This is a genomic window from Acidisphaera sp. S103, from assembly GCF_009765975.1.
Classification (GTDB): domain Bacteria; phylum Pseudomonadota; class Alphaproteobacteria; order Acetobacterales; family Acetobacteraceae; genus Rhodopila.
In genome coordinates this window covers 16297-42261 of record NZ_LMUJ01000065.1, presented here as the reverse complement: position 1 = coordinate 42261, position 25965 = coordinate 16297, and the positions used below count along the sequence as shown (strand labels likewise).

General features: G+C 61.8%; 24 protein-coding genes and 2 pseudogenes. 15 read left to right on the top strand and 11 right to left on the bottom strand.

Translation table 11 applies throughout. The features are described from left to right. Window positions 1-70 precede the first annotated feature (70 nt). The 5 genes and pseudogenes from GSQ89_RS40225 (at window position 71) to GSQ89_RS24030 (ending at window position 2189) form a co-directional block, all read left to right on the top strand. Window positions 71-397 carry a helix-turn-helix transcriptional regulator gene (locus GSQ89_RS40225; protein ID WP_158930025.1) on the top strand — a complete coding sequence of 109 codons (327 nt, stop codon included), beginning with the start codon at window positions 71-73 and terminating at the stop codon, window positions 395-397. A gap of 89 nt (window positions 398-486) precedes the next feature. Further along, window positions 487-801: a HipA N-terminal domain-containing protein gene (locus GSQ89_RS40220; protein ID WP_158930172.1), complete on the top strand. Its 315-nt coding sequence runs from the start codon at window positions 487-489 to the stop codon at window positions 799-801. Beyond that, window positions 734-1378, top strand: a pseudogene (locus GSQ89_RS40215) (HipA domain-containing protein); the annotation flags it as partial. The gene GSQ89_RS40220 and the pseudogene GSQ89_RS40215, both read left to right, overlap by 68 nt. Window positions 1379-1381: 3 nt before the next feature. Beyond that, window positions 1382-1894 carry a hypothetical protein gene (locus GSQ89_RS40210; RefSeq protein WP_254073348.1) on the top strand — a complete coding sequence of 171 codons (513 nt, stop codon included), beginning with the start codon at window positions 1382-1384 and terminating at the stop codon, window positions 1892-1894. Window positions 1895-1925: 31 nt separating this feature from the next. Next, the gene (locus GSQ89_RS24030; protein WP_158930021.1) at window positions 1926-2189 is read left to right on the top strand and encodes a hypothetical protein; all 264 of its coding nucleotides are present in this window, start codon (window positions 1926-1928) and stop codon (window positions 2187-2189) included. A gap of 68 nt (window positions 2190-2257) precedes the next feature. On the opposite strand, the gene GSQ89_RS24025 is transcribed toward GSQ89_RS24030, so the two are convergent. The 3 genes from GSQ89_RS24025 to GSQ89_RS24015 all read right to left on the bottom strand — a co-directional run bounded on the left by GSQ89_RS24025 (window position 2258) and on the right by GSQ89_RS24015 (window position 5721). Then, the gene (locus tag GSQ89_RS24025) at window positions 2258-3517 is read right to left on the bottom strand and encodes an MFS transporter (protein WP_158930019.1); all 1260 of its coding nucleotides are present in this window, start codon (window positions 3515-3517) and stop codon (window positions 2258-2260) included. Between the two features lie 95 nt (window positions 3518-3612). Further along, window positions 3613-4014: a PLP-dependent transferase gene (locus GSQ89_RS24020; protein WP_158930017.1), complete on the bottom strand. Its 402-nt coding sequence runs from the start codon at window positions 4012-4014 to the stop codon at window positions 3613-3615. Window positions 4015-4509: 495 nt separating this feature from the next. Next, a complete protein-coding gene (locus GSQ89_RS24015; protein ID WP_158930015.1) occupies window positions 4510-5721 on the bottom strand; it encodes an MFS transporter in 1212 nt (403 codons plus the stop codon). A 163-nt stretch (window positions 5722-5884) separates the two neighbouring features. Between GSQ89_RS24015 and GSQ89_RS24010 the strand changes: the two genes are divergently transcribed. Further along, window positions 5885-6631, top strand: coding sequence for a helix-turn-helix domain-containing protein (locus GSQ89_RS24010; protein ID WP_158930013.1), 747 nt, complete (start codon window positions 5885-5887; stop codon window positions 6629-6631). 384 nt (window positions 6632-7015) lie between these two features. Here GSQ89_RS24010 and GSQ89_RS39365 read toward each other — a convergent pair whose 3' ends face one another. From GSQ89_RS39365 to GSQ89_RS23990, 5 genes and pseudogenes are all read right to left on the bottom strand, one after another. Continuing rightward, window positions 7016-7846: a GNAT family N-acetyltransferase gene (locus tag GSQ89_RS39365; protein ID WP_254073340.1), complete on the bottom strand. Its 831-nt coding sequence runs from the start codon at window positions 7844-7846 to the stop codon at window positions 7016-7018. Between the two features lie 441 nt (window positions 7847-8287). Continuing rightward, window positions 8288-9601: a hypothetical protein gene (locus tag GSQ89_RS24000; protein WP_158930011.1), complete on the bottom strand. Its 1314-nt coding sequence runs from the start codon at window positions 9599-9601 to the stop codon at window positions 8288-8290. A 65-nt stretch (window positions 9602-9666) separates the two neighbouring features. Continuing rightward, window positions 9667-12231: a DEAD/DEAH box helicase gene (locus tag GSQ89_RS23995; RefSeq protein WP_158930009.1), complete on the bottom strand. Its 2565-nt coding sequence runs from the start codon at window positions 12229-12231 to the stop codon at window positions 9667-9669. Window positions 12232-12638: 407 nt separating this feature from the next. Continuing rightward, on the bottom strand, window positions 12639-13238 hold the full coding sequence (locus tag GSQ89_RS39360; RefSeq protein WP_254073346.1) for a restriction endonuclease: 600 nt from the start codon (window positions 13236-13238) through the stop codon (window positions 12639-12641). Window positions 13239-13263: 25 nt separating this feature from the next. Further along, window positions 13264-14265 (bottom strand): annotated as a pseudogene (locus GSQ89_RS23990) (DNA methyltransferase); the annotation flags it as partial. Window positions 14266-14410: 145 nt separating this feature from the next. Between GSQ89_RS23990 and GSQ89_RS23985 the strand changes: the two are divergent. Beyond that, window positions 14411-15220, top strand: a complete 810-nt coding sequence (locus GSQ89_RS23985; protein ID WP_158930007.1) for a hypothetical protein — start codon at window positions 14411-14413, stop codon at window positions 15218-15220. Beyond that, the gene (locus GSQ89_RS23980) at window positions 15221-16210 is read left to right on the top strand and encodes a hypothetical protein (RefSeq protein ID WP_216856352.1); all 990 of its coding nucleotides are present in this window, start codon (window positions 15221-15223) and stop codon (window positions 16208-16210) included. Window positions 16211-16314: 104 nt separating this feature from the next. Here the strand turns inward: GSQ89_RS23980 and GSQ89_RS23975 are convergent, their stop codons facing one another. Together GSQ89_RS23975 and GSQ89_RS23970 are read right to left on the bottom strand one after the other, a co-directional pair. Beyond that, entirely contained in the window at window positions 16315-17538 is a 1224-nt protein-coding gene (locus GSQ89_RS23975; RefSeq protein ID WP_158930003.1) for a phosphoribosyltransferase, read from the bottom strand. Further along, window positions 17538-18584, bottom strand: a complete 1047-nt coding sequence (locus tag GSQ89_RS23970) for a DNA-processing protein DprA (protein ID WP_158930001.1) — start codon at window positions 18582-18584, stop codon at window positions 17538-17540. Before GSQ89_RS23970 ends, GSQ89_RS23975 begins: the two co-directional genes overlap by 1 nt. A gap of 259 nt (window positions 18585-18843) precedes the next feature. Here GSQ89_RS23970 and GSQ89_RS23965 point away from each other — a divergent pair, with 259 nt between their 5' ends. Together GSQ89_RS23965 and GSQ89_RS23960 are read left to right on the top strand one after the other, a co-directional pair. Next, window positions 18844-19182 (top strand): hypothetical protein, encoded by a 339-nt coding sequence (locus GSQ89_RS23965; protein WP_158929999.1) that lies wholly within the window; start codon window positions 18844-18846, stop codon window positions 19180-19182. A 54-nt stretch (window positions 19183-19236) separates the two neighbouring features. Continuing rightward, window positions 19237-19977 carry a hypothetical protein gene (locus GSQ89_RS23960; RefSeq protein WP_158929997.1) on the top strand — a complete coding sequence of 247 codons (741 nt, stop codon included), beginning with the start codon at window positions 19237-19239 and terminating at the stop codon, window positions 19975-19977. Between the two features lie 281 nt (window positions 19978-20258). Here the strand turns inward: GSQ89_RS23960 and pdxY are convergent, their stop codons facing one another. Continuing rightward, window positions 20259-21119 (bottom strand): pyridoxal kinase PdxY, encoded by an 861-nt coding sequence (gene pdxY, locus GSQ89_RS23955; RefSeq protein ID WP_158929995.1) that lies wholly within the window; start codon window positions 21117-21119, stop codon window positions 20259-20261. 114 nt (window positions 21120-21233) lie between these two features. Here pdxY and GSQ89_RS23950 point away from each other — a divergent pair, with 114 nt between their 5' ends. The 5 genes from GSQ89_RS23950 to GSQ89_RS23930 all read left to right on the top strand — a co-directional run bounded on the left by GSQ89_RS23950 (window position 21234) and on the right by GSQ89_RS23930 (window position 25958). Next, entirely contained in the window at window positions 21234-22310 is a 1077-nt protein-coding gene (locus tag GSQ89_RS23950; RefSeq protein ID WP_158929993.1) for an NADH:flavin oxidoreductase/NADH oxidase, read from the top strand. Between the two features lie 132 nt (window positions 22311-22442). After that, the gene (locus GSQ89_RS23945; protein ID WP_158929991.1) at window positions 22443-22991 is read left to right on the top strand and encodes a hypothetical protein; all 549 of its coding nucleotides are present in this window, start codon (window positions 22443-22445) and stop codon (window positions 22989-22991) included. A gap of 111 nt (window positions 22992-23102) precedes the next feature. Next, complete coding sequence (locus tag GSQ89_RS23940; protein ID WP_158929989.1) at window positions 23103-24077, top strand: S1C family serine protease; 975 nt, start codon at window positions 23103-23105, stop codon at window positions 24075-24077. A gap of 1 nt (window position 24078) precedes the next feature. Next, window positions 24079-24747 (top strand): MBL fold metallo-hydrolase, encoded by a 669-nt coding sequence (locus tag GSQ89_RS23935; protein WP_158929987.1) that lies wholly within the window; start codon window positions 24079-24081, stop codon window positions 24745-24747. Beyond that, window positions 24744-25958: a DNA methyltransferase gene (locus GSQ89_RS23930; RefSeq protein ID WP_254073339.1), complete on the top strand. Its 1215-nt coding sequence runs from the start codon at window positions 24744-24746 to the stop codon at window positions 25956-25958. Before GSQ89_RS23935 ends, GSQ89_RS23930 begins: the two co-directional genes overlap by 4 nt. Window positions 25959-25965 lie beyond the last annotated feature (7 nt).

Below are 25965 nucleotides of genomic sequence, written 5' to 3'. Positions count from 1 at the left end.
TTGACCCATTTTATAACCATAGAAGCCTTTTAGGATTGTTAAATGGGACATCCACCCCTATTGTTCAGGCATGAGAAAGCGGGTTTCTCTTTTGCCTGCGGACGCGGACGTGATGGCCACATTAGGCCGCCGCGTCCGGGCGGCGCGCCTGCGGCGCAACTGGTCTCAGGCGGAGATGGCCCAGCGCGCGGGCGTTACGCGCAAGACCTACGCCGCCTTGGAATCCGGGGATACCGGCGTAAGTGTGGGATGTTTGCTGAAGACCCTAGCCATCTTCGGCTACTCAGATCGCCTAGGTTCCATCCTGGATGCGGACCCTATCGGGGCGGACCTCGAACTGGAGACGGGGCGGCGCCGGAGTTCGAGATCGGGGGTGAGTGATGTGGAAAACTTCTAACGGTCGTCTCGATCGTCTCATCGTCTTCGCCCAGCGGCATGGGGCCACCGTACCGATAGGGGGGGTTAACATTCGAGGGCGCAGGGCGCATCCGGAGTTCCACCTTTCGCTATGCACAGTCGTGGCTCGATGCCAACGGTGGTGAGATCGATCCAATCCACTTGCCGCTGAGACGAGGTGCGTTTCGAAGCGATCCAAGCACAAAGACCGAGGTTCCGCTGCCATTCCTCGATGCCGCGCCGGACGGCTGGGGGCGCTCCATCCTGACAGCAGCATTCCCCAAACAGCACTTCGGGGACGGAGAGTTCCTTGCGGCGACAGGGAACGAGAGGACGGGTGAGCTTCGGTTCGGTCCATCCCCCGATATGCTGCCTGAGCGATGGACCCCCGGGGCCAACAAGTGATGACCATCCCGAGCGAGGAGACACCCTTGAGACACTGCAGGCGGCCGTGGAGGCGGTGGAAGCCGGGACGGCCACAGCTCATCACCTTGCGCAGCTCGTGCGGGCGGGCAGCGATATCGGTGGAGCTCGCCCCAAGGCGACCATCTGGCGCGATGGCCTTCCCTTGATCGCCAAGTTCCGATCTCAGGGCGACGCGTTTGATGAACCGCGGGTGGAAGCAACTTGCCTCACGCTTGCGCGCGCCTGCGGCATTGAGGTGCCCGCACACGAGGTCGTTTCCATTGGCAGCCGGTCGGTCCTGCTCGTCAGCCGGTTCGACCGGCCGGGGAACGGCGAGAGGCTTGGCTATTCGAGCGCGGCCACGATGATGGGCGTCACCAATACCGAATACGCCACGAACGAAACTTAGGCGTCCCTGGCCACTAAAGCCCGGCAGCACGCTGTCGTTCCTTGCGAGGCTGAACTATTCCGCCGCCTGCTATTCAACTGCTTTATCCACAACACCGATGACCATCTGCGCAATCACGGTTTCCTCAGAGAGGGCCGCCAATGGCGCCTGTCACCGGCATTCGACGTTACGGTGAACCGCTCGCAGCGTCTCGTCCTGGCACCTGCTGAGCACATTCTTCCTACGCCGGATCCGTTGGTCGCCTTCGCGGCCTACCCAGCGTTCGGAATGGCTCGTAACGACGCACTGGATATCTACGAGGGAATCGTAGACGGGCTAGCCACGGTGCGGGAGGCCCTCGATGCCCACGATGTGCCGAGCAAGGACCGGGCAACGCTGACGAACTGGTGGCACCGCGTCTATTCCCCGCCAGCAGTCTCTGAGCTGCCGGAGAGCCGCTTGGTGCGCCCCTCGCGCTCGTCCGGCGGCGACCCGGTTGAGAGGCTTGCCGAACTCGGCGTGGAATTTAGCCCCGATACTCACAACGTCCGTAAGGTTGGCCGCGGCATCGCGCTCTACCGCAAAGACTCCGGACAACTCGACAATGTCCCTGGCATGCCCGCCCGCGTGCGAGACGCATGGACGACATCGCCGCGGATGGAGTTCTTTCGTAACGGCATATTGGTGAGTTCCGGACAGCCGTGACGAGGACATCTACGACAAGCTTTCAGCGCGCATGAAAGACAAATTCGATATCTTCGGGCAGTTGCCGGACGTCCTATCGGACGACTGGATCGACGACGAGCACGGCCTCGAGCGAGATCTGCGGAAATTCGTCGAGGGGCGGCAGCGGGCCAATGCATTCGACGCGCGATGGGGTAACACCGCGACCGGCGTCTCCTTGTCGACGGCGGAACGAGACTGGCAAAGCGGATGGCAAACTTGCAGGGAGGTGCTCTCCCAGCGGGACATAGCGAGCCGACTTGGCGAAGGCTGGTAGCTTCGTTGATCAACCCGCGGTCGCTCGCCCAATCGCAGTTGGGCGCGTGCCAATATCTCGCAAATCGATCAAAGGGGATCGGTGCGAACCGGTGAGGCCGCGAATCGCACGATGCCCGCGACGCCGATACCAATGGTGACCAGACCGCAGAAAGCGATAACGCAAGCCACCGGAAGAACGGCGTAGAGCGAGGGAGCAAGCAGCATCGTGACGAGGACCCCGCCATTCGTCGCGATGAGATAGGCCCGTGTTGCCGCTGGAATGTCGGCTCTCGGCAGCTCAGTCTGGCGGAGCACGGCCACGGGGATGTCATGCATCGGTCCCCCGACGGCACCGACTGCCGCGCCTGCGGCAAAAGCCGCAACCGTCATTGCTGGCGGCAAGGACGCAATCGCCGCCAGCGCCATCATCAGAAATCCAGCGCCGAGAACGACATGGCCTGCAAACATGATTGGGCCGGGGTTGCGGGGCATTTTCCGGTTGCCGATGATCAGGGTCGAGGCGAGGTTCGTGCAGCCATAGGCCGATATGACGAGGCCATACCCGCCGAGCCCCAGATTGCCTGGCACATTCCGTGCGATGGCGAGCGGAAGGCCTAGAAATATGACCGCGTACCAAACCCCGTTGATGATTCCGGTGACCTGCAGGTGCATACGCAGCAGAGGGTGTCCGGCAACCGCCCGAAAACCGTGAAGCGCGGAGGCGAGGACGTTCCGTGGCGGCCCGTCGTCACGGGACCGGTAGGATGGACGCATCTGGCCGATCAGGAGAAGCGAGGCGGCCGAGAGTAGGAAGCTTGCCGCATCCAGAGATAGAAAGTGCCTGGTGGGCACCCAGGCCACGAAAATAGTAACGAGTCCGGGCCCAAGTAAGCGGGCGATGCGAGCAGTGCTATCAAGCAGGGCGTTCGCGGCAGGCAGACGTACAGGATCGCTCACTAGAGATGGCAAGAGGCCCTGCAGAGCCGGGCGAAATACCGCATGCCCGATGGCAAGCACGACGGTCGCAAGTACTAGCACCGCCGTGGTGGGCTGGCCCCGAATACTCCAATCGAGCACGAAGGCAATCAGCGCCAGGGCGCGCAAGAGATCGGCACCGATCATGGCAACGCGCTCGCTCCACGCATCCGCCCAGCGCCCGGCGACCAGTGCGGTCGCAAGCACGCATCCGGCACCGAGAGCAGAAAGATAGCCGGTCGCAGCACCAAGGACGCCGACAGCGATCCAGGTCAGCGCCACGGCATAGATCTGGTCCCCAATCGCCGAGAAGGAGAGACCGCCCCAGAGCAGCGCAACAGACGGATCCCGAAGCGGAGTGAGGATTCGCATCTATCGACCATAACTGCGAACTATTCGCAACTCAACAAGACTCAGAGACGATCCCGATCACGGGCGGGCTCCCCGCGTTACGTGCTATAGACCCTTCATGCATGGGTTGGCGCCTGTTCGAGATCCGCCAAGATGTACTCAATGTGTTCGATCCCGACGGAAAGCCGGATAGTACCGTCGTTGACCCCGGCGGCTCGGCGGGCCTCGGGACTGACCGATGCGTAGGTGGTGGACGCAGGATGTGTCGCCAACGTCCTGGCGTCACCGATGTTCGACACGTGATAGATGAGCTGGAGTGCTTCAACGAAACGTCGACCTGCTGCAAGTCCGTCCGCCAGCTCGAACTGCAGGAGTGGGCCACCGGTGCCGCTCATATTGTCGCGGAGCCGCGCCAGGTCGACACAGGTGAAGAGTGTCGGGTAGGTCACCGCGCTTACCTTCCGGTGTCGGGATAGGTATTGCGCCACATTTTCGGCATTCGCGCAGTGGGCTGCCATTGGCGCTCTTCTCGTCGGGCGTAATCGGGAAATCAACGATCTTCACGCCCACCTGACGAACGTTCAGAGCCAGATGGCACCCGTGATCGACGCGTTGCGCAATCACGGCATCACCGTGCGCAATCTTGATGACCTTGCCAGCCAAGCAGCTTCCGATTCGGTGTAATTGGCTTCGACACTCAAATATCTGCTTCAAATCAGATGCTTACGCTACATCCGCCAGCGAATCCCTGCCATGCGATGAATAAGGCGGGCTAGATTTGTGCGGACCCCACGTCGGCTGGTCGCGGGTCGAACAAGTAAAGTCGATGTCACTTGCTTTAGATACTGCTGGGACAGCGCACCTTGCGAGGTAGGCGCTGAACCGGGTGGGAACAGAAGCTGCAAATGCGTGGCCCGTGAAAACTGCGGTAACATAGCATCGATTTCTAGGTGGCGGCTGTAACCGGCGGAGAGCCACTTCGCATTCTCGCGCACCCGGAATACCTGTGTCTGTCATGCGAGTTTCCGCGCGGCGTCGCTGATATTCGGAAGGAAGCCCGCGAGTAAACCGACCAATGGCAGGAACGAGCAGACACGGTACACGAACTCGATCCCCATGTGGTCCGCCAATACACCCAGTCCCGCCGCACTTATGCCGCCGATACCGAAGGCCAATCCAAAGAACAAACCGGAGACCATACCGACCCGGCCTGGCATGAGATCTTGCGCATAAACCACAATTGCCGGGAAGGCCGAGGACATGATCAGCGCGATTAGTATACTAAGGGTTACCGTCGCCGTTAGTCCGACATAGGGTACAAGTAGAGTGAAAGGCAGAACACCCAAAATAGATGCCCATATGACGGACTTGCGTCCAATCTTGTCGCCTATCGGACCGCCGATGATCGTACCAATCGCGCCAGAGACCACGAAGATAAAGTAGTAGATTTGTGCCGTTTGTGTCGGCAGACCAAAGCGGTCCATCAAGTAAAATATATAGAAGCTCGCGAAGCTTGCCACGTAAACGAACTTCGAAAAAATTAGCACAATCAATATTGCCATTGCCCTCCCTGCTCCGGTGCCGAGCAGGTTGAAATGCTTGACGTTCATGCCCCGGTCCGATGGGCGAGCATGAGAGTTGCTTTTACACCAATGTCCCAGCCCCGTCAGAATGATGACGCCGCCCAGAGCCAAGAGTGCGAGCCAGCTGAGGCTACTTCGGCCGCGGGGAAGGATAAAGAACGCCACTATGAGCGGCGCCAGCGATGAACCAAAGTTGCCGCCAACCTGAAATACCGATTGCGCCAGCCCCCTCGAATTACCGGAAGCCAACCGTGCTATGCGAGATGCCTCCGGGTGGAAAATGGACGAGCCGAGACCCAACATCACCGCGCCAATTAATAGCACGGCGAAGGTCGGCGCGAATGCCAATGTGGCGAGTCCGGTCATGGACGCGCCCATCCCGAAAGGCAGCGAGTAGGGCAGTGGCTTGCGATCTGTGTAGAGACCAATGAGGGGCTGCAGCAGAGAGGCCGTGATTTGATAGATTAACGTCAGAAAGCCAATCTGCGCGAAGCTGAGATTGAACCCGCCTTTGAGAATGGGATAGCTTGCGGCCAGGAGCGACTGCATCATGTCGTTTAGCAGGTGGCAGAAGCTGATCGCGCTAAGGATCGGCAACGCGATTCTGCCGGTCTCGCGCCGGTCAATAATGGCATGACTCAAAGGAACGAACCTTCCTGATTACTGGAGAGCTAGTCCACACAAAGGTATCTTGTGCGTGACAGAAATTCAGACTATAGACAGTAGATCAGGCCTGCCACCGCAATCAGGCCTAATTCTTACGAGAGTGGGCCATCACCTTGGGTGCTTTTTGTGGGGGCCGTCGATGACCTATATCCGTCCATTGATCGCGGTGGGTGAAGAGTTCCCGGACGGTCACGTGATCGCGCCCCACCAGCACCGGCGCTGCCAGTTGATCTTCAGCGCCTCGGGGGCGCTGGCGCTTGCGACGCCGCAGCATTCCTGGGTGATGCCCCCGCAACGCGGGATGTGGATACCGGCGGGCATCATGCACGATGTGCGCATGATTGGCGCAGTCACTCTCTATAGTCTTTATCTGGAACCGGATATGGTCACCGACATGCCTGGGCAGTGCCAAATCGTTTCTGTATCGAGGCTCATGCGGAGCCTGATAGACGAAGTTCTGGATCTTCCCTCGGAATACGATCCGAGCAGTCGTGCTGGAGCATTGATGGCGCTTATTCAGCACGAGATGCGGCGACTACCGGCGCTGCCGCTCTCTCTGCCATTCCCGATGCATCAACGCCTCGCCGAGTGCTGTCAACAATTTCTCCTGAAGCCGATGGTGCATGAGACGATCGAGGAGTGGAGTGATCTTCTTGGAATGAGCCGCCGCGCCTTCACGCGGCTGTTCCGGAACGAGACCGGTTTAACATTCATGGCTTGGCGCCAGCAGGCCTGTCTTATAAATGCCTTGCCTCGTCTGTTGGCAGGTGAACCTGTCACCGTGGTCGCTGTCGACCTCGGCTACAACAATCCAGCCGCGTTCACCGCAATGTTCAAGCGCGTCCTCGGGGCGCCGCCCCGCATCTACCTTCATCAGAAGGGCTGATGCTCATCGAGTCAGGATGGTCAGGGCCGGTATCATCTCCCACCGGTGTCCTCCAAGTCGGCGCTGGGCCGAGAAGCGCAGCATGCCAAAGGGCGAGCGCCATGTCCGCTCGAGCAACGCCTGTTGCGCGGTTCTGGGGATCGAAAGCCGGTGTCAGCTGTGCCTTTCACATCGTTTACGGAGCCCGACAACGGAACGTTCGGCGACCGCGCGCCAGTGTGGTTCGGCGAGGCCGAGGCCCGGCCGTTAGCGTGCTTCGCAGGGATTTTCGTTCGCGGGTGGGCATCCGCTCGGAAGGTGAAAGAGGGCGCAGCCACGGCCGACCATTGCGGGTTCCTCACGATCGGTTCCGCTTCCCAAAGCCAAACGGCGCCTATGAGGCGGTCAAACAAGACGCTTGCTCATGTACACAAAGACACCGAGATGCGGAGCGGCTTCCTCCTCCCGGTCCACCTTGTAGCCCACCCGTTCATAGAGCTTCACGTTTCCGGTTAGTTGGTTGCTTGTGTAGAGGCGCATCTCCCCCAGACCGAGCGAGCGGGTGAATTCTTCTGCGTGTGCCAGAAGGGCACGGCCATATCCGTGGCCTTGGCAGGCGGGCGACACCGCAACGTTCACGATGAGTAAGTGGTCGGTTTCGGGGTACATCTCGATCAGAGCCGCCAGTTCCCCGTCCACATACAGCATGTCCACGATGTGGTCGTGAACCGCAACGTCGTAGTCGGCGGTCATCGGCTTTGCCTCTCGGCCGAGGACCGGCACCCACTGGGCATAAGCTGCCCGCGTGAGATCGCGGACAGCCGCGGCGTCCGCCGGAGTCGCACGACGCAAGCCTGCACGGATAGCTTCAGTTAGGGGAGGCGGTGAGACCGGGAGGAGGCGCTTGCTCATATACACGGCCGCGCCGAGTTGTGGATGAACCTCCTTGCGGTCAATTCGGTATCCGACGCTCTTGTAGAGTTTCACGTTGTTGGTAAAGCTACCATTCGTGTAGAGACGTACCTCCTCTAATCCGAGTGAACGGGTGAGTTCTTCTGCGTGAACTAGAAGGGCGCGGCCATATCCTTGGCCCTGGTGGGCGGGCGATACTGCTACATTTACGATGAGAAGGTGGTCAACTTCGGGCCGCATCTCGATCAGCGCCGCTAGTTCGCCGTCAAGATGCAGCAGGTCCACCATGTGGTCGCGAACCGCAACGCCGTAGTCGGCGGTCATCGGCCTCGGCTCCCGGCCAATGACCGGCACCCATTGGGCATAAGCCGCTCGTGTGAGATCGTGGACAGCCGCGGCGTCCGCCGGAGTCGCGCGACGCAAGCCCGCACGGGCCTTGTCAGTCAGAGGCGCAAGGCGGGCCAAGTTCTCCAATGGTGAAGGCTGATTCCGCACGGTCGTCTCCTGAGAGAAGGGCAAAGCAAAACCCCCAGAGCGCGGGCCGCGGGGGTTCAGAAGCGCGGGCTGAAGGTCGGAGCGGGGCAGATCGCCTTAGGAAACGATCCTCGCCTGGAAGGGTACCTCTCTGCACGCGGACACAACACCCGCCGCAGGATTGCAGCGACGGCGTCGGCTCACAGTGGGGAGGCAAAGGTTGCCCCTGTCACGAGAGTAGATATCACGCCGCACAATCGTCAATGGGTGTGACGGCTGACCTAACGCAATTTAACTCAGGCGTTCCAGGGCATTCAAGGCCGTCGCGAGCAGTTCCGCCGTCGAGCCGCCGTGCCGTTTCCGCAGGTGCCTGAGACGATCAACGAGGGCTTGCGGGACCTCAATGGCCACAATGCGATTGTCTTTGCGCCATTTTTTGTTGCGCTCCGCCTTGCTCATCGCCGTCGTGCCATTGGGCGGGCGGCCACGGCCGCGGTGTGCAGGTTCGGTCGGCTCTAAGTTTGACTGCTGGCCCGTAGGCTCACCGGAGGCCTCTCCGATTTCCGTCCCCATGTTGACGGAAATCTCTTGAGCCGGTTCGGCCGCCGTTTCCGGACCGGACGCCTCAACCTCCGGAGGATCGGCTGGAGCGGGGGCGGCCGGAGCGGGGTCTAGAGTGATGTCGGCGACCCCCGGTTCGCGGACTATTCGCGTTGCGAGGTAAGCAGCGCCACGCGGCCCCGTGAACAGTTCGTAGAGCCACAGACCTTCTAGGCGGCAGTCGCGTGCGACTTTGTCATTGCGATCACTGAGAAAAACCATTTCCCCGTTCTCAGCCCTGTCACGTTCCCCTGGGCTGAGTTGCTCTAAAAAGACACTGAATGCGGGGCTCTCGAATCCAGACCTGATCTCCGTGACGGGCAGCCCAGTCAGCCGGGCTAGCTCAGCGTCCGAAGTCGACACCTGGCGCCCCCCAATTTCTCTCGATCTGATAACGGTCTCAATCGCCGCCTTAGCTAATAGCCGCGCAGCCAAATACCCACACGATTCCCGCCCCTTGTGCAGAGAATAGACGTAACGGTTGTCTGCGTAAGTTTCACCATCTACAAGACGTGTTAGTTTTCCTTTAAGAATTTTCTTGCGCTGTCCTTCTGAGTGCCACCGAAAAACATCCCGCTGTGTTTTATAACCGCCCCCCTGCAATGGTAGCTGCTGGCTTTTCAGGGCCTGCAACAAAGCCGTTACAGAATAGAACACCGGAACGCCCTTGATCTCTCTAATCCTGTTTTCATCGGGCGCGCGTATATTGTGGTCGTCCCAATACGGCGCAGGCTCGCCCATTGCTAGCGACATGAGCGACGGCGCGAGGGTCTCAAGAACTGGGTTGCGATACCGCCGGATGCGCCCCTGGCAGTCCAGAGCCTCCCCCGCGGTCAGCGGCTTCCGCGATAAGCGCTTGAAGACATTAAAATCTTCTTCAGATACTTCGGAAGAATACTGATAGCAGACAACGTCTACGACCCATGCGACTGCTGCAATGCTTGCGAGCGTGATATCCGGATGCTCAGCCGGGGCCGACCACTTGTTCTCTTCAGGCATCGTCATCTCCATCTCCAAGCCAACTGCCCTTTTTGCCCATGGGGACCAAAGCCGATGGCCCCATGGTGACTTCATGCCGCCTGCCGATCCATTTTCGCCGCCTCGAGAGCGTCCAGGGCAGCCGCCAGAAGCTGTTCCGTAGTCAGACCGCGGGTGTCCCTGGCGGCACGGAGCCGTTCTGCGAGGCTGCCGGGGACCTCGACGGCGACCAGCTTCTTGGATTTCCGATAGAGCCGGTTCCGCTCAACCTGGGACAACGCGACCTCTCCCAAGCTGGCTTTGGTTGGCCTACCGCGGCCGCGCTTGACCACTGCCTCGGAGACCGGCTGCGGTTCCTCGGCGACCGGCTGATCGTCGTTGGCGGCGGTTTCGGGCGTTGCCGGGAAATCTGTAACGGTGGTGACGGAAATTCCTTCGATGCTATCGGCTACCTGGGGAGTCTGCTCCCGTGCTACCGGACGCTCACGCACCGGCTCGCCCAACGCCCGCGCGACCGGTTCGGCATCGAGTTGACGCTGATACCGGCGAACGAGTTCGCGGCCGACGATAGCATCGACCTCCGAGAGCACCGGCAGGCGGGCGAGGTAGCGTCCGTGGTAGCTGTCCACTTTACTGAAGCCCTGGCCGTTGATCTCGGTGGCGCCGTCCGGGTCCAGCTCCGCCAGCGCCTGCAGGCACGTGTGGATTGCCAGCGTTTGCTCGTCGGTCGGCCCCCGAACATCGCCGAGCCCGGCGGCCGCGCTGGCGATGCTCGCCGCAATCCTGGATCCACGTTCAGCCGCCCGCTCGGCCTCGTAAGCCGCCCGAATTTCAGCAACGACCGCCCGATCCTCGGCCCGGCGCGCTTCGCGTTCCGCTGCTTCGGCTTCCTGAACCTTGACCTCAGCCAGCGCCGCGTCAACTTCGGCGTCGAACTGCGCTTGCACGGAGGCGATCCGGGCCTCGCGTTCGATGGGATCTTCGATGGTGTCGAGGGCGGCGTCGATTACGGCCTGTTTGCTGGTCACGGTCACGGCCATCCGAGCGTCAACGCTGCCCTCCAAAACAAGATGCTGAACAAGAACTGCGTTCCGCTGGCCGAGGCGGTGCGCCCGATCTTCGGCCTGGCTCAGGTTGCCTGGGACCCAGTCGAGCTCAGCGAAAACAACATGCGCGCTGGCCGTTAATGTGATGCCGACACCGGCAGCTTGGATGTTGCCGATGAACACGCGGATTTTGTCGTCGGTCTGAAACTGGTCGACGATGGCCTGACGCTTATTGGAAGCTGTATCGCCGGTGATGGACACCACACCAAGGTCAGCCAGCGCGGTGCGGAGGTGATCCACAACATCCTGGTGGTGCGCGAAAACGATGATTTTGCCACCAGCCTCGACGGCATCGCGGACATGAGCGGCGACGACTGGTGCCTTAGCGACCGCCGTTTCGTGGCGCAACCGGCTCATTTCAGTGAACGCGACCTGCTGTCCGGCGCGCAGTGCGAGAACGGCCGCCTTGTATGCGTCCGGGTCGGCTGAAGCCGCAGCAACAGCGGCGCGCAGGCGGGTTACTTCGCCTTCGGTGCGCTTCTCGGTCTCGGCTTCGAGCTTGAGGACGGCACGGAGTGCGGGTGTGTCGGCGGCCAGTTCAATGATTTGGCGGCGCTTGGCCGGGAGTTCGGTCAACACGTCCTTCTTCAGGCGGCGAACCATGATCGTCGCGCGCAGGCGGTCTTGGAGCTCATCCAGCTTGCTGGAACCAGAGAAATCCCAGCCAAAACGGCCACGGGTCGCGTCGCAGTAGCGTTTTGCGTAGGCAATCATGTCGCCGAATTCTGCGGGCGCCAGCGAACGCAATAGCGGCCAGAGCTCGATGGGTCTGTTGGTGATCGGGGTGCCGGTGAGGTAAATCCTACGCTTGCTAACGCGGATGCCCGGATGGCGCTCTTTTCCGCCACCGAGGATCACTTGGGTGCGCGCGGCATCGCGCGACTTTAGGTAGTGCGCTTCGTCCAGGACCAAGGCATCCCATACAATCGCCAGGATTGCCTGGGATGCCACTGTTTTCCGGCTGAAGATATCGTAGGTAGCCACAACAATTTCTGTGTCCGGAACCGATTTCGTCGTTGCAATCCCGATTGTCAGCGCGCGGCTGCCGAAGAAGCCGAACTCCCGAACCCAGTTCCTCGCCAACGAAGCCGGGCAGACGACCAGAATTTTCCGCAGGCTCTCATCCGCGTTGACAATGCCGATGGCCTGAGCGGTTTTCCCGAGCCCCATGTCGTCACCAAACAATACGTTCGGCCGTCCGAGCGCGTATTGAATTCCTGCCCTTTGGTAGGGCAGAAACGACCGGCCCTCAGCAATCGGCAATTCGATTGCGGCATCTGTTGCCCGGCTCGCCGCGACGGCTTCCGCGGCGGCTAGGGCCTTCGCCTCTTTGGCGGCCTTGGCGACCTCGACAGCGGCATTGAGCTTGGCTTGCGTGGCAGCATCAGCGAACTCGCGCAGCCTCAGGGCGGCCAGCGCATCAACCGACTGCCAACGCACAACATTGCGGTCCCACCGGAACCCGGCGGCCTTGGCGACCTCGACGGCGGCCTCACCAAATTTCGTGATTGCTTCCCAACGAGCGCGGGCGGGTTCAAAAATGAGTTGCATAAGGGTGGCTCCGAAATCACTCTATGATTCAAGGTATGATCGAGGCGGCCTTGATCGCTAGGTTTCCGTCACCATCGGGACATTAATTCTTTGCAATTATTCAGATCGGCAAAGAAAAGATGTTTACGGGCAGGACTGACCGTCGAGGGGCCATGGGGAGTGGCCTGGGTGTATTGGGGCCGCTACGATGCGCAGCATGAACGATGATGACTCCCGGCCCTCGATTCTTGATCTGCGGCAAGCCAGCGCAGAGGCGGAAAGGGCGGCCGAGACGTTCTCCAAGGCGAGCGCAAAAATCGGAGCAGCGGAAAAGGTCTCGGGGATGCAGTCTCTTCCCCACGATTGGGGGCGGTCTACCGTGTGGGGCACTGCTCGGGATGCCGGATGTGAGAGAGAGGCGGTGGTAATCAGAGGAGAGCGGGTTGCGGGTCCTGCTCCTTCCCCGCCTTCTTGAATACCGAGGTGACCATCGGTATTTGCGGCTTATGGCCATCGAAAAGCTGAGCGACCGTCAGGATCTGGGTTTTTGGCACCTTCGGATGGTGCGGCGGCTCGTAAAACCCAGCTTTCGCCGCCTCCACAAGCATTGGCTTCGTCGGCGGCGCCAGGGTAATGAAGACGCCAATCTTAGCCTTCTCATGGGATACCGTCGTAATCAGGTCCTTCAGCATGCTGACGCCGACATTCGCACCACCCTTCACGGATACCAGGACACGTTCGGTCGTCTTGCCGTCCGGCTTGAAGTAGATGATGCCGTCGATGCCGCCGTCCGCCCTCTTCTTTTTGCCGCCGAACGGGATGGCGTCGACCAGGGACACGGCCCACCACTGGAACTGATATTTGTCGGCAGTCGCTAGAGCCTGGGCACTGCCGAGGTCCTTGGGGGTGCCATGAACGATATATGAAACAGCGGGAAAGGCATCCTTGAGACGCTTTTCGATCAGCGATATCGCCAAGTGCGTCACGTCGATTGCCGATCCACTTGCGGCCGAGCTTTTGGGCGGCATGGACCGTCGTCCCACAGCCGCAGAACGGATCTAGGATGACAGACCCCGGCCCGCTGCTCGCCGCGATGATGCGCTCAAGGAGTGCGACCGGCTTCTGGGTGGGGTAGCCAAGCCGTTCGCGTGCGGTCTGATTTAACCGGTCAATGTCCGTCCAGACGTCACCCACCACAACCTGGCGTAACTCGGGGTCGAATGGCACCGTATCCTTCCGGCGGGGGAACCCATCCTTTGGCGGGAAATGAACCTCGCCCGCCAAAGCCCATTCCTCCATCGTGGCGTGGTTGTTGGCCCAGTGGCGTCCGTATTTGTTGGGATCATGACCTCGCCACGGCTTGCCGCTGTCACCGTCCTTTGTGGCTCCTGGCGCGGTCATCTCGAACGTCTGGTATTTTTTGCCGTCGGAACCGGTGATGAGGGTATGAGGCATCTTTCGGCTGTCGGCCTTAACCCGAAGCGGCTGGAATTTGAATTCGTCGGTTTTGCTATAGCTCAGGATTACATCGTGAAGCCGCGGCCACCGTCCGGTCGTGCCCCGCGAGTTGGTTCGCTGCCAGATAATTTCAGCCATGAAGCGATCTGCTCCGAATACGGCATCCATTAGGATCTTGAGGTAGTGGCTCGCCGTTGGGTCACAGTGCAGATAGATGGTGCCGGTTGGCTTGAGAACGCGGTGCAGTTCGAGCATCCGCACCGACATCATGGCTAGGTACGCCATCATGTCGTTATCCTTGAGGCAGACCCGGATCGAACGCAACATTTCGGCGGCGTCGGTATTTCCGCTCTCCATGACCTGGTCGAATGCCGCCTCCGCGACCAGGTTCCATTGCCACGTGTCCTCGAAAGCCTCAATCTGCGCCTGTGACTGCTGACCGGACGGCTCTTTGAAAAGGACGCCGTAGGTGGCGTTTGAGTTGAACGGCGGATCCAGATACACTAGGTCCACGCTCTCCTCAGGGATATGCGTGCGGAGGATTTGCAGGTTGTCGCCGTAGAACAGATGGCTGCCGGTTAGCGGGAGCTTCAGCATGTCGGAGGCGGGCATGTGCGGAGATATCCTTGGAGAATCCTTGTCCCCCTTCTAGCAGGCTATCGATGCGATCGGAAAAGGGGGGGGCTGGCGCGTCCGCCGCTCATGCGCTTAGTGTGGGTATTGCAACGGGCGAAAAGCCAAGATGGACGACCGACGGGAGCTAACGCTGACGCTACACGGCCTCGAGGAATACAACCACGAGGTCGATGGTGAGGTGTTCGCCCGGAAATTGACGGCGTTCCTAAAGGGTATCCGGCTGTCGGATAAGGCGGTCAATGGGCGGCGCCGCCACAAGCTGCTGCTGACCGATCTACGCAAGAACACAGCAACGGCCAGCGTTCGCGAGCAAGTCTATGTCCTCGGTCCGTCTCCGGGCTCTGGCATGGAATTCTTCGAAGATGCGGTGCAGGCCGTTTTCGACAACCGCCCCAGCGCACGCCAACTGCCACTACCAGTGGTGCGTGAGATTGCGGCGATGAACCACGGCAGCGGCCATTCGTTCGCGTTCGCCGAACTTAAGTCCACCACAGGCAATGTCATCCGGCTCGATGAGGCGCTAGCGAAGCGGGCCCGCTCCTTGGTCCTTGAGATGGAGGCCCGGCGCGAGGGGCGAGACGTTCGGTTCACTGGCGTCGCTTACGGCTCGTTCGACGGCAAATTGGAGGAGGTCGACCTCCGCGGGGATCTGTGGAAAGGCATCCTGGTCCTGTCGGCGGGCGGCAAGCAGATCGAATGCACAGTCAGCGCGCTTGAGATGCCCGACATCCGGCTCGCGCTCAAGCGCCGCGTCGTGGCCTATGGTCGGGCACATTATGGGGGCGCCTCGGGACTGCCAGAGCGGCTCGAGATCATTTCGGTCAAGCCGGTCAAATCGCAGGGCGAGGGGAACCTAGCGCGCTGGCGCGGCGCCTTCGACATTCCGGAACCGGATCCGGCGGAGGACTGGAACTAGGTGGTGTCGATTCCGCACTATTACTGGGACGCCTGTGTGTTCATCGCGCATTTGAACAACGAGCAGGACAAGCACGGGCCGTACGTCGAACATGTCCAGCAGTTCCTGGACGAGTGCCGCAGCGGCCTATGTGCCATCTACACATCGACGGTCACCATTGCTGAAATTCCCGCCAATCGGCTGAAGAGCGCCGAATACGGGTCGTTCAGCGAATTCCTCGAGGACTACCAAGGCAGCATCATCCCGGTCGGCGCTGACCCGAACGTTACAGCATTGGCCGCGCAAATCCGGGGGTTGTCGTTCGTTAAGCAGGGGAGCAGGCGCGAGGTTGGGACGCCCGATGCGATCCATCTCGCCAGCGCGCTGGCCTTGGCAACCGATTACGGGGTGCCAGTGACCGCGTTTCATACCTTCGACAACGGCAAGAGCAAGGGGCCGGACGGCAAGACTGTACCGCTTCTCTCATTCGAAACGTGGTGCGACGCCTGCCGGGACGATCCGCTGGCAGGTCGGATCATTTCGATGGCTAGGACTCGGCCGGGTCACTCAAATCCCAGGCTGCCATTTCCATCTCAACTGCCAAATACAGGGGCTACTCCTCCCCTTGCGCTGGTTTCCACAGCGAACGGCGGTACACCAAAGGGACCTAAGAACCTGCCTGAAGACGCGCCAACCCTCGCTGAGGGGCCGAAGCCGGATGATGAACGCAATATCCCCCCCTCCAAACCCAACGACGCTTCCGCCACCCCGTCCTCTCCAGAATCGCTCGCTGGGCCCTTGCCGCGAGAGGTTAAGCTCAACTCAGACCCCCTTCAAGCGGACCGTAGTCAACCTCCGCCTCCCGTAGACCTCACGCTGGATCGTCCGCTCCAGATCGCGGAAGTCGAAGCCCAACACCCGGACCGCCACCTGACCGAGGGCGGACAGTCGCCTAATCCGTCTGCAGGCCTGCATGGCCCGAACGCCAGCACTGCGGTCCAGGACATCTAGCAGGCAGCTTACGCCTGGTCTGCCCCTATACGCCTCGACGTCGTCAGCGATATTCGTCCACTCGCCGCCGCGCCCGCGGTGCTCCGGTTTGTAACCACTATCCGCTAGGGCCAAGTCCATTGCCGGTAGGCATCAAACACCTGATTGATTTCCTGTGGCGCGTCTGGGTCCGCGACGTGCGGGTGATATCCGTAGGCGACGCTGGCGGGTTCGCTGCTGATGGTATTTGGCTGAAATGGCATTAACTTTGGGTCGGGGCTCATACGCAGATAGGACGTGTTGATTGTCTTGAGCCACGCAAACAGTAGTGCCTTGCCACCGGCTGCGTTGATAAAGGCGCGTGCGGTATCAAGGCTGCGGCCGTGCGTCAGAAAGTCATCGACAACCAACACAGTCTTGCTCCTGAGCGGCAGCGCGCTCTTGCGCGGCTCGTCGTTGTCGTAGCTCCGAGGGTAACGGTTCAGGTGGATACTGTTCAGGTGATTGGTAAACGTGCGCGTTGACGCGGTCAGTTTTTGGCTTTTGAGCGACTTGGTGTGACGGACGATGAGGTCGGGTAGATATGGCTTACGAAAGCACTTGCCAAAAAGCGACATAGTGTTGTCGAGCAGCGCCCTCGTGGTTCCAGTGACGCTGGGGTCGTGGCCCGGGAACGGGCAGATGTAGTCGGTAACGTGAGCTACGCCAGAGAAGTAGAGCGACGACACGATCATCAGGAACCAGAACCGAGCATCGCCCACGTTGTCCTTTGCGACGCTCCGAGCATTCGCGCCGAATCCGGCGAAGGCTTCGATGTAGGTGCTGAAGGGGCCCATGCTTATGACACGAAGAGGGTCATCATCCACGAACCAGTAGATGGGATGCTCGCGTAGCCCAAAGACCTCGCAGAAGCGCGCCAGCCGCCCGATCGAACTCACCCGAAACCCATATTCGATCTGATCCTCGTACCAGGCGGGGCGGATGAGCAGCAGGCCATTGTTCACGCCTGCTTTGAAATCGGTATCCCCCGCGCCGAGCAGGATGGTCTCGTGGCGCTCTATTCCGAGTTCGGCCAGGATTGGATCCACCGATCCGCCATACTGCCGCGCCTTCAGTTTACCCTCGGCGGCGACGAAGTGGCGGATGGTGACGCCTGACCGGCTAGACAGGTACGCGTCCAGCGCTTCTCCGTCCAACGTCCACCGGTGCCGGGACCATAACGCGACCTGCACCTTCTTTGCCGCCATGCGTTGAATGAACGTGATGAGGTCTTTGATGACCTCGGATCGGCCCTTGCCATCCGCGAAGACCGTTTTGTCCGGCGAGACCAGAATGAGCTTGAGCGGCACTACTGCGCGTCTCCGAAGGTAAATCCGTACTGAGTGGGTTCTGGCGCAGCAGGCCTCCCAACTTCCGTCGCCATGTTGAGCGACTGCATGAAGGCCTCGTGATCGTGCGGCAATGAGAAATGCTTGTCGCCTTCGCCTGCATCCGGAGTCCTGAGCACGCCAGATAGCGAAATGCTGAAAACGGGGCGCTCGAGGTCACGCGCAAAGCGCACCGTATGAGCCGTTCCCGACTTGCTCGCCCATTCGGCCGGAATGACGGCACGCCCAAGCGCCGCCTGAAGCCGATTGCGCTGGACAAAATTCTCCGCCGAGACTCCTTGGTCGGGCAGATATTCGGAGAGGAGCAAGCCGCCCGCTTTCAGGATCTCGTCTCCGAGCCCGGCGTGTTTGGCAGGATAGATACTCAGGATGCCGGTGCCCATGACGCTGACGGTTGGCAGGCGCAGCTTGAGGCACCACTCATGGACCACCTTGTCGATCCCGCGCGCCAATCCGCTGATGACCGGCGCACCGAGTACGCGCGCGCAGCCGACGGCATAGCGGGCAAGGAATTCACCACCGTCGCTTGGCTCGCGCGTCCCGACGATCGTCAGGCATGCCTGGTCCAGAAGCGACAAGTCACCGCGATAGAAAATCCAGTGCGGACGAGAGCGGGCCGGGATGTCGAGGAGGGCTTGGGGATAATTCCGATCACCTTCGAAAAGACATCCGACATTGAGCGCGGCAAGTTCGCTAGCGAGTTCCGTCGCGCGCCGCCAGATATTATGCCTCAGAGCAGACCAGTCACCCCCCGCCGCAACGAGAGAGAACTTGCCGCCAGCGTTCGAAATGGCCCGATCGAATTCGAGAGCGTCCCGCAACTCGAGGAGTCGCCGGATGTCGTCGCGTCCGCCAAGGCGCCGCAGCGTCTTGAATCCGATGCCGTCAAAGCGGCTCAGGCCGAGAAGGGCCATGACCTCTGGGTCGAAGCCATGGCGCATGACGTTCGGCACAGCATAGCTCGAGCCAGCCGCCGCCCGCGCACCAATGGTGTGTGCGGTATCCAAGTGCCCCCGATTCTCTCTATTCACGGGATGATCTTACGGTGCCGCAGCGCCTACAGCCACTCCACTCTTACGTTGGCCCAACCTTTCCTCCCGCAGCCCTCACACTTGAGCCCAGGTTCCAGATATCGGACGCCCATGTCAGGACCTCTGGCCGCCAGCAGATCGACAGGGTCAAGGCTACCGGTCCTGCGGCAGGCGCCACAATTGACCACTAGGCTGGCCTTGGGTGAGATAAGGTGGCGGAGCCGGAGGCTGTAAAATGGGATCGTTGGAGCAGGGTTGTACGGCGATTGACGCGCTCCGCAGTCGTGGCTTTCCTTCGCTCGGCCGCGGCGACAAGTCCGATGAGATCTGGGCTTGGCTCGCGGCGCACGACTGGTCGCGTCACGTTATGCTTGACGACGAGCAGCCGGGCGAGGGATTGGCCTGGATCGAATGCGACCCGGCGGAAGGGTTTACCGCCGCCTCCTATAGAGCCGCGCTCCACCAGCTCGGCGGCATAAACCCCGCGCGTCGCATCTCTGTCGAGACATGCGGCACGGCTTTTATGCGGCACGGGCGTAGCCGTGCCTCTCTGCCAGAAGGGCTGCTTTCTTGAGGAGATGGTTCGCCCCGTGGCAGCGTGCCGCCAAGTCACAGCGTGGAGACGTCCATGCGATTGGAAGGCAACCAACAAATTGGGATTCGCCCTCGTAGCGAACGCTCCCAGCCGCCACCAGATGTCGCTGAGGCGCTTGCCTCATTTCATCTGTCCGTCACCAGGCGGCGCCATATCGTCACTGGGCGCCTTGATATGTTTTGGGAAGCCGGACGTTGGGTAGATCTGACACTCGGAGCATGTGACGATGCCCCAACTCGAATGCGGGAAGTGACGGGCTACTTGGTGCATGACGGGCTGGCGGTTGGCTTGGTAAGGTTCCGCGAGGTTGCCGTTCCTTCTTTCCTGGACGATGTCGAGTTCTTTGAGCACTGCGACGGCTATTCCGGCGAAACCTCCGCGTTCGCCACGGCGCTGCTCGCCGGATGGCCGGTCGACCGTGTGTCCCAGTACGGTCTTCTGCTTGAGTTCTCTCGTATGTGGGTGGCGTTGGAACACGCTCGTAACAGCGCCTGGGCGACGTCGGTGCGCGCCCTGATCACCCGGCGTTGGGAGCGGCGCGGACCGACGCAGGCAGCCCTGATGCTGCTCAAGCCGTTTCCCCTGGAGTATGAGCACATCGTCGGGGAAAGGGGCCTCAAGCCGCAGGTGGAAACCCGAATTGCCGCGATGCGGAGACTTTATGCGCGCACACTCGGCGTAAAGCCCCTGCACGGTGACGAGTGGATGTGGCGCGGATTCCGTGGTATCACTCCGCCCCCAGCAAGGAAGCCACGCATCCTACGCTTTCGATGATGTTCGCTGGCCTGTTCCACGACGTCAGCGCGATTGGTCTACCCCCATGTGGGGAATATACTTGTGCCAGAACCCGTTCCCTTCCACGGCCAACAGCCGTATTTCGGCGCACGGATTATGGAACAAGTATACTGAAAAAATTGAATAACCAAAAATCTTCTAAGCTGTGGGCCGGTGGTTCGAATCCACCAGGGCGCGCCATCTTTTGAGGGCCCGTGTGTCGTTCAGGCGGGTGGAAGCGCCCACTGACGTCATGGGCGAGTGGTTGAACGACCTCCGGCTCAACACGTCACCGCCCGAAACACCCGGGTCGGCGTCACGAATTCATCCTGCGCCGCGACCGTCAGAATCTCCCGTGATCCGGCTTCTTCGGTTCGCCGCAGCAACCCGAAAACCGAGGACCCGGCCGCTTCCAACGCCGCCACCGCGCTGCCCGTCCGCAGCCGGTGGAACAGGAAAAGCGCCGCGATCGCATCGCCCGCACCGTTCACCGTCACCCCCAGTCGAGGCGTCCGCAGCACATGAAACGCCCCACCCTCAGACACCATCATATCGATGGACCCGGGCGGTGTGTCCTCGGTTTCCAGGCTGGTCAGCAGCACGCAGGCCGGCCCGTCCGAACGCAACATCGACCGCAGCCGCAGAACCGCCTGTTTGGTTCCCGACAATGTCGAGCAATCCAGCCCGGTCAGCCGCTCGATCTCGAACCGGTTCGGGGTCGCGATGTCGGAGGCGGGCAGGGCGCGCGAGCGCAGGAATTCCTCGATCCCCGGCCGGACATAGACGCCGGTGTCGGTGTCGCCGATGACCGGATCGCAGCAATATAGTGCCGCTGGGTTGGCTAGCCGCACGCTGGCGACCGCATGCAGGATCGCATCGCCGATATCAGCCCCGCCCACATAACCCGACAGCACCGCATCGCAGCGGGCCAATGCATCGCGAGCGGCGATCCCGTCCAGGAGGTCTCGCACCGATTGGCCGGAATAGACCTCGCCTTTCCAGTCGCCGTATCCCGTGTGGTTGGAGAACTGGACGGTGTTGATCGCCCACACCTCGGCACCCAGGCGCTGGAGCGGAAACACCGCGCTGGCGTTGCCGACATGGCCGTAGGCTACCCAGGACTGGATGGAGAGAATGTTCATCGGTCAGATCCCCCGCTTACGCATCCGCCGCGATACCTTATATCCACCGCCAACGCATCCGCGCCCGAGACCCGGATGTCCCGGGTCCGCTCCACCATCGGGATACCTCCACGCATGTCAACGCCGCTGCTTTTCCAGCCGATCAGCTTCCGATCGGTGACTGCCCGCAACCGTATCGTCGTCTCGCCGATGTGCCAGTACAGCGCCAATGACGGCCTCGGCGACGACTGGCATGTCCAGACCTTGGGTTCCAAGGCCGCCGGCGGGGCGGGGATCGTCTTTACCGAGGCGACGCATGTCTCCGCCATCGGCCGCATCACGCCGCATTGTCTCGGGCTGTATACGCCGGACCATCAGGCGCTGCTGGCGCGGCTGGCGGCCGTGATCACGCAATGCGGATCGGTTCCGGGCATTCAGATCGCCCATGCGGGGCGCAAGGCGTCCTCGCAGGTGCCTTGGGAAGGCGGCAAGCCGATCCCGGTGGAGGACGGCGGCTGGGTCCCGGTGGCCCCGAGCGCACTGCCGTCGGTTCCTGGCGCGACCCAACCGCATGCGCTGTCGGCGGGGGAAATCGGCGACGTCATCGGCCAGTTCGCCGCCACCGCCCGCATGGCTCGGGAGGCCGGGTTCAAGATCGCCGAAATCCATGCCGCGCATGGCTATCTGGGGCACTCCTTCCTGTCCCCTGTCTCCAACCACCGCAACGACTCCTATGGCGGTGATTTGGAAGGCCGCTCCCGCTTCCTGCTGGAAGTGATCGAGGCGGTGCGCGGCGAATGGCCGTCGGACCTGCCGCTTTGGGTGCGCCTGTCCTGTTCCGACTGGGTGCAGGGCGGCCTGACGATCGAGGATACTATCGCGGTGTCCCGCAAGCTGGCCGCCACCGGTCAGGTCGACCTGATCGACTGCTCCTCCGGCGGGGTGTCGCATGAGCAGAAAATCCCGTCGCTGCATCCCGGCTATCAGGTTCCCTTCGCCGACGCGATCCGCAACCAGGCGGGTATCGCCACCGGCGCGGTCGGCATGATCACCGAACCCACCCACGCGGCGGAGATCGTCGCTAACGGCCGAGCCGATGTGGTGCTACTGGCTCGGGCGCTGCTGGCCGATCCGGGGTGGCCGTTACGAGCGGCCAAGGCGCTGGGGGTGAAGCCCGAGGTGCCGAAGCAGTACCTGCGCGCCACGCTGTAGTCCGGCACCCGTCATGGCCCGGACGAAGGCCATGACGCACAACCCGCATTGCTCATCCCGTTGGCGGGCTGCACAATGGCGTGCCCCCCAACGGGAGTCGCCGGACGTCTTTCCGGCCTCGCGGAGTTTTTGATGTCCTCTCGCTTACGTTTTGCCGTCCGCCTGTGCGTTCCAGTCGTGCTGCTGCCGCTGTTCGGCTGTGGTCCCGGCATCAACGAATTTGCCCCGCTGTGCCCGTCCGCCCGTTTGATCCCGGCGTTGGCGGACGTAACCCGCTATGCCGGACCCGGACCGACGCACGATGTCACAGATCTGGTCCTGCAGGGCCGTGTGGTCGCGGTGAACGGTAGCTGTCAGGCGGGTGACAAGTCGTCGTTGGTGGCCGGCAAGGTGACAGTGACCATCTCTATCCGGCGCGGCCCTGCGATGAAGGGCCGCGAAGCGGACGTTCCGGTGTTCCTGGCGGTGACCCAGGGCGATTCGGTTCGCGACAAGCAGGTGTTTCCGCTGCATGTCACATTTCCACCGAATGTCGAGCAACTCACCTTCACAAGTCCGGAAATCAACCTTGATCTGCCGGTTTCCAAGGATATGTCAGGTGCCACCTATGGCATCATCGCCGGTTTTCAGCTTTCGGCCGATGAATTGGCGGCCAATCGCCAGGCCGCGTCCGCTCGATAACGCGTCATTTCTGGCCGTCGGCATTGTCGCCCGCGGCAAAACGTCCGATATAATCAGATTATGACCGATACGCCACCGAAGGGCCGCCCGAACCAGGGAAGACGTCGAGGCATGAAGAAAGAAGACTGGGAAATCCCGTCCAATTTGCAGCCCGACCCCAGCGACTACTCGTTCGACCTCGAACGGGCGTTGAAGGCTGTGGTCAGCCTGAAAACCTATGTCCCGGCGGACGCGTTCACCGCCAACACGCTGGGCACAGAACGCGCCGGCAGCGGCGTGATGATCCGGAACACCGGCCTAATTGCGACGATCGGCTACCTGGTCACCGAGGCGGAGACCCTGTGGATCACCTCGGCCGACGGCCAGGCGGTGCCGGGCCACGCTTTGGCCTACGACCAGGAAAGCGGCTTCGGTTTGGTGCAGGCGCTGGGCAAGCTGGACGTGCCGACGCTGGATATGGGTGATTCGGATCGGCTGAAGGTCGGCGACCAGGCGGTTCTGGCGGCCGGCGGCGGCCGTCACCATGCCATCGAGACCCGCATCGTCGGCCGGCAGGAATTCGCCGGCTACTGGGAGTATGTGCTGGACGACGCGCTGTTTACCGCGCCGGCGCATCCGTTCTGGGGTGGCTGCGGCCTGATCGGCACCGACGGCAAGCTGATGGGGATCGGCTCGCTGATCCTGCAGCAGGGCGACGGGAAGGGACGGCGCCTGGACATGAATATGGTCGTGCCGATCGGCCTGCTGGCGCCGATCATGGACGACCTGCTGAGCTATGGCCGGGTGAACCGGCCCGCTCGCCCCTGGCTTGGTATGTATGCCACCGAATCGGATGAGACGCTGATTGTCGGCGGCCTTGCCGACAATGGCCCGGCGGAGCAGGCGGGCGTGCGTGCCGGCGACAAGATCATGACGGTGAACGACGAGGAAATCCCCGACCTCGGGGGTTTGTGGCGCCGTGTGTGGTCGTCCGGGAGCGCCGGCGCCGAGGTGCGGTTGCGGATCGAGCGTGATGGTTCGCCCAAACGGGTGTCCGTCCGGTCGGCGGACCGCGCCAGTTTCCTGAAATCGCCGAAGCTGCATTGACGTGAGTGAGACCGCCAAACCCCGGCTGCGCGGCGCGATCGTCCCGGTCACGCCGTTCCAGCAGAACTGCGCGATCTTGTGGGATAACGACAGCAAGGCGGGCATGGTGGTCGATCCCGGTGGCGACGTGCCCCGAATTCTGGAAGCCATCGAGCAGACGGGTGCGAATATCGAAAAGATCGTGCTGACTCATGGCCATCTGGATCATGCCGGCGGTGCGGCCGGTCTGCGGGCCATGCTGAGCGCTCGGGCGGGCGTCCCCGTTCCGGTGGAAGGGCCTGATCGCCGCGATGCGTTCCTGCTGGAGAAGATTGCTGAGCAGGCGGCCGCTTATGGGTTCGACGCCAGCAATGTCACCCCTGATCGTTGGCTGGCCGAGGGTGAGACGCTGACGCTGGGGCCGCATAGCTTCGACATTCTGCATTGCCCCGGCCACACCCCGGGATCGCTGGTGTTCGTCAACGCGGCGGCGCGGTTCATGCTGGTGGGCGACGTCCTGTTCCAGGGTTCGGTCGGGCGCACCGACTTCGCCTATGGCGACCATGCGGCGCTGATCGGTGCGATCAAGACCAAGCTGCTGCCGCTGGGCGACGACATGACGTTCCTGTGCGGGCACGGACCCGGCTCGACCATCGGCGCCGAAAAGGCGAGCAACCCATTTCTGCAGTGATCGAGACGTTACCGGTCGACAATATCCCACCGGCGCAGGGTTTTACCGATGTGTTGCGCCGTTTCACCCTCGACGGCATGCCCACCGTGGAGGTCGAGGAGGCCGGCCTCCATTACTTCGTCAATGCGTTCTGGACGGCCGGGCAGCGCCGCGGGCACAGCATCCACGAGATCAGCTACCGCGCCTGCTTCAAGTCTCAGCTTCCGGCGTTTTTCATCGACCGGCTGACCGGACCGGGCGATCGCGTGTTCGACCCGTTCTCCGGCCGGGGGACTACTGCGGTGCAGGCGGCGCTGATGGGCCGAGCGCCGGCGGCGAATGACGTCAATCCGTTGAGTGCGATGTTGTGCGCACCCCGGCTCGATCCGCCGTCCATCGGTGCAATCGACGCCAGGCTGACGGAAATCGATCTGTCGAAGGCGGTCGCCGACCCGGCCGAGGCTGACTTGCTGGCGTTCTACCATCCCGACACGCTGCGCCGGATCAGCGCCCTGCGGGCCTGGCTGTTGAACCGCGGCGACAAGTTGGATGCGGCGGACGCCTGGATCCGGATGGTGGCGATCAACCGGTTGACCGGGCACTCACCGGGCTTCTTCTCGGTCTACACGATGCCGCCGAATCAGGCTGTCTCCGCCGTGTCCCAGCGCAAGATCAACGGGGCGCGCGGCCAGGTGCCTCCGCCGCGCGATGTGAAGGCGATCATCCTGAAGAAGACACGCAGCCTGCTGTCGGACGGAGCGCCGCCGCCGCATCCGCCGGCGATTCTGCTGACCGGGCCGGCCGATCGGACGCCGAACCTGGCTGATGCGTCGGTAGATCTGATCGTCACGTCGCCGCCGTTCCTCGACGTGGTGGATTACGAGGGCGACAACTGGTTGCGCTGCTGGTTCGCCGGCATCGACCCGGCCAGCGTGCGGATCGATAAGCACCGCGACATTGCTGCCTGGGAAGCGTTCGTCCGGCGGAGCTTCGGCGAATTCGCCCGTGTGGTGCGGCCCGGCGGGTTCGTGGCGTTCGAGGTCGGTGAGGTCCGTGGCGGCAAGGTTTTGCTGGAACGCCATGTCTCGGCGGCGATCGAGGGCCTGCCGTTCGATCTTCTTGGGGTCATGGTCAATCAGCAGGCATTCACGAAAACCGCGAATTGCTGGGGCGTTAACAACAATCGCGGCGGTACGAACACCAATCGCATCGTCCTGGCGGTTCGACACTAGCTCTTTG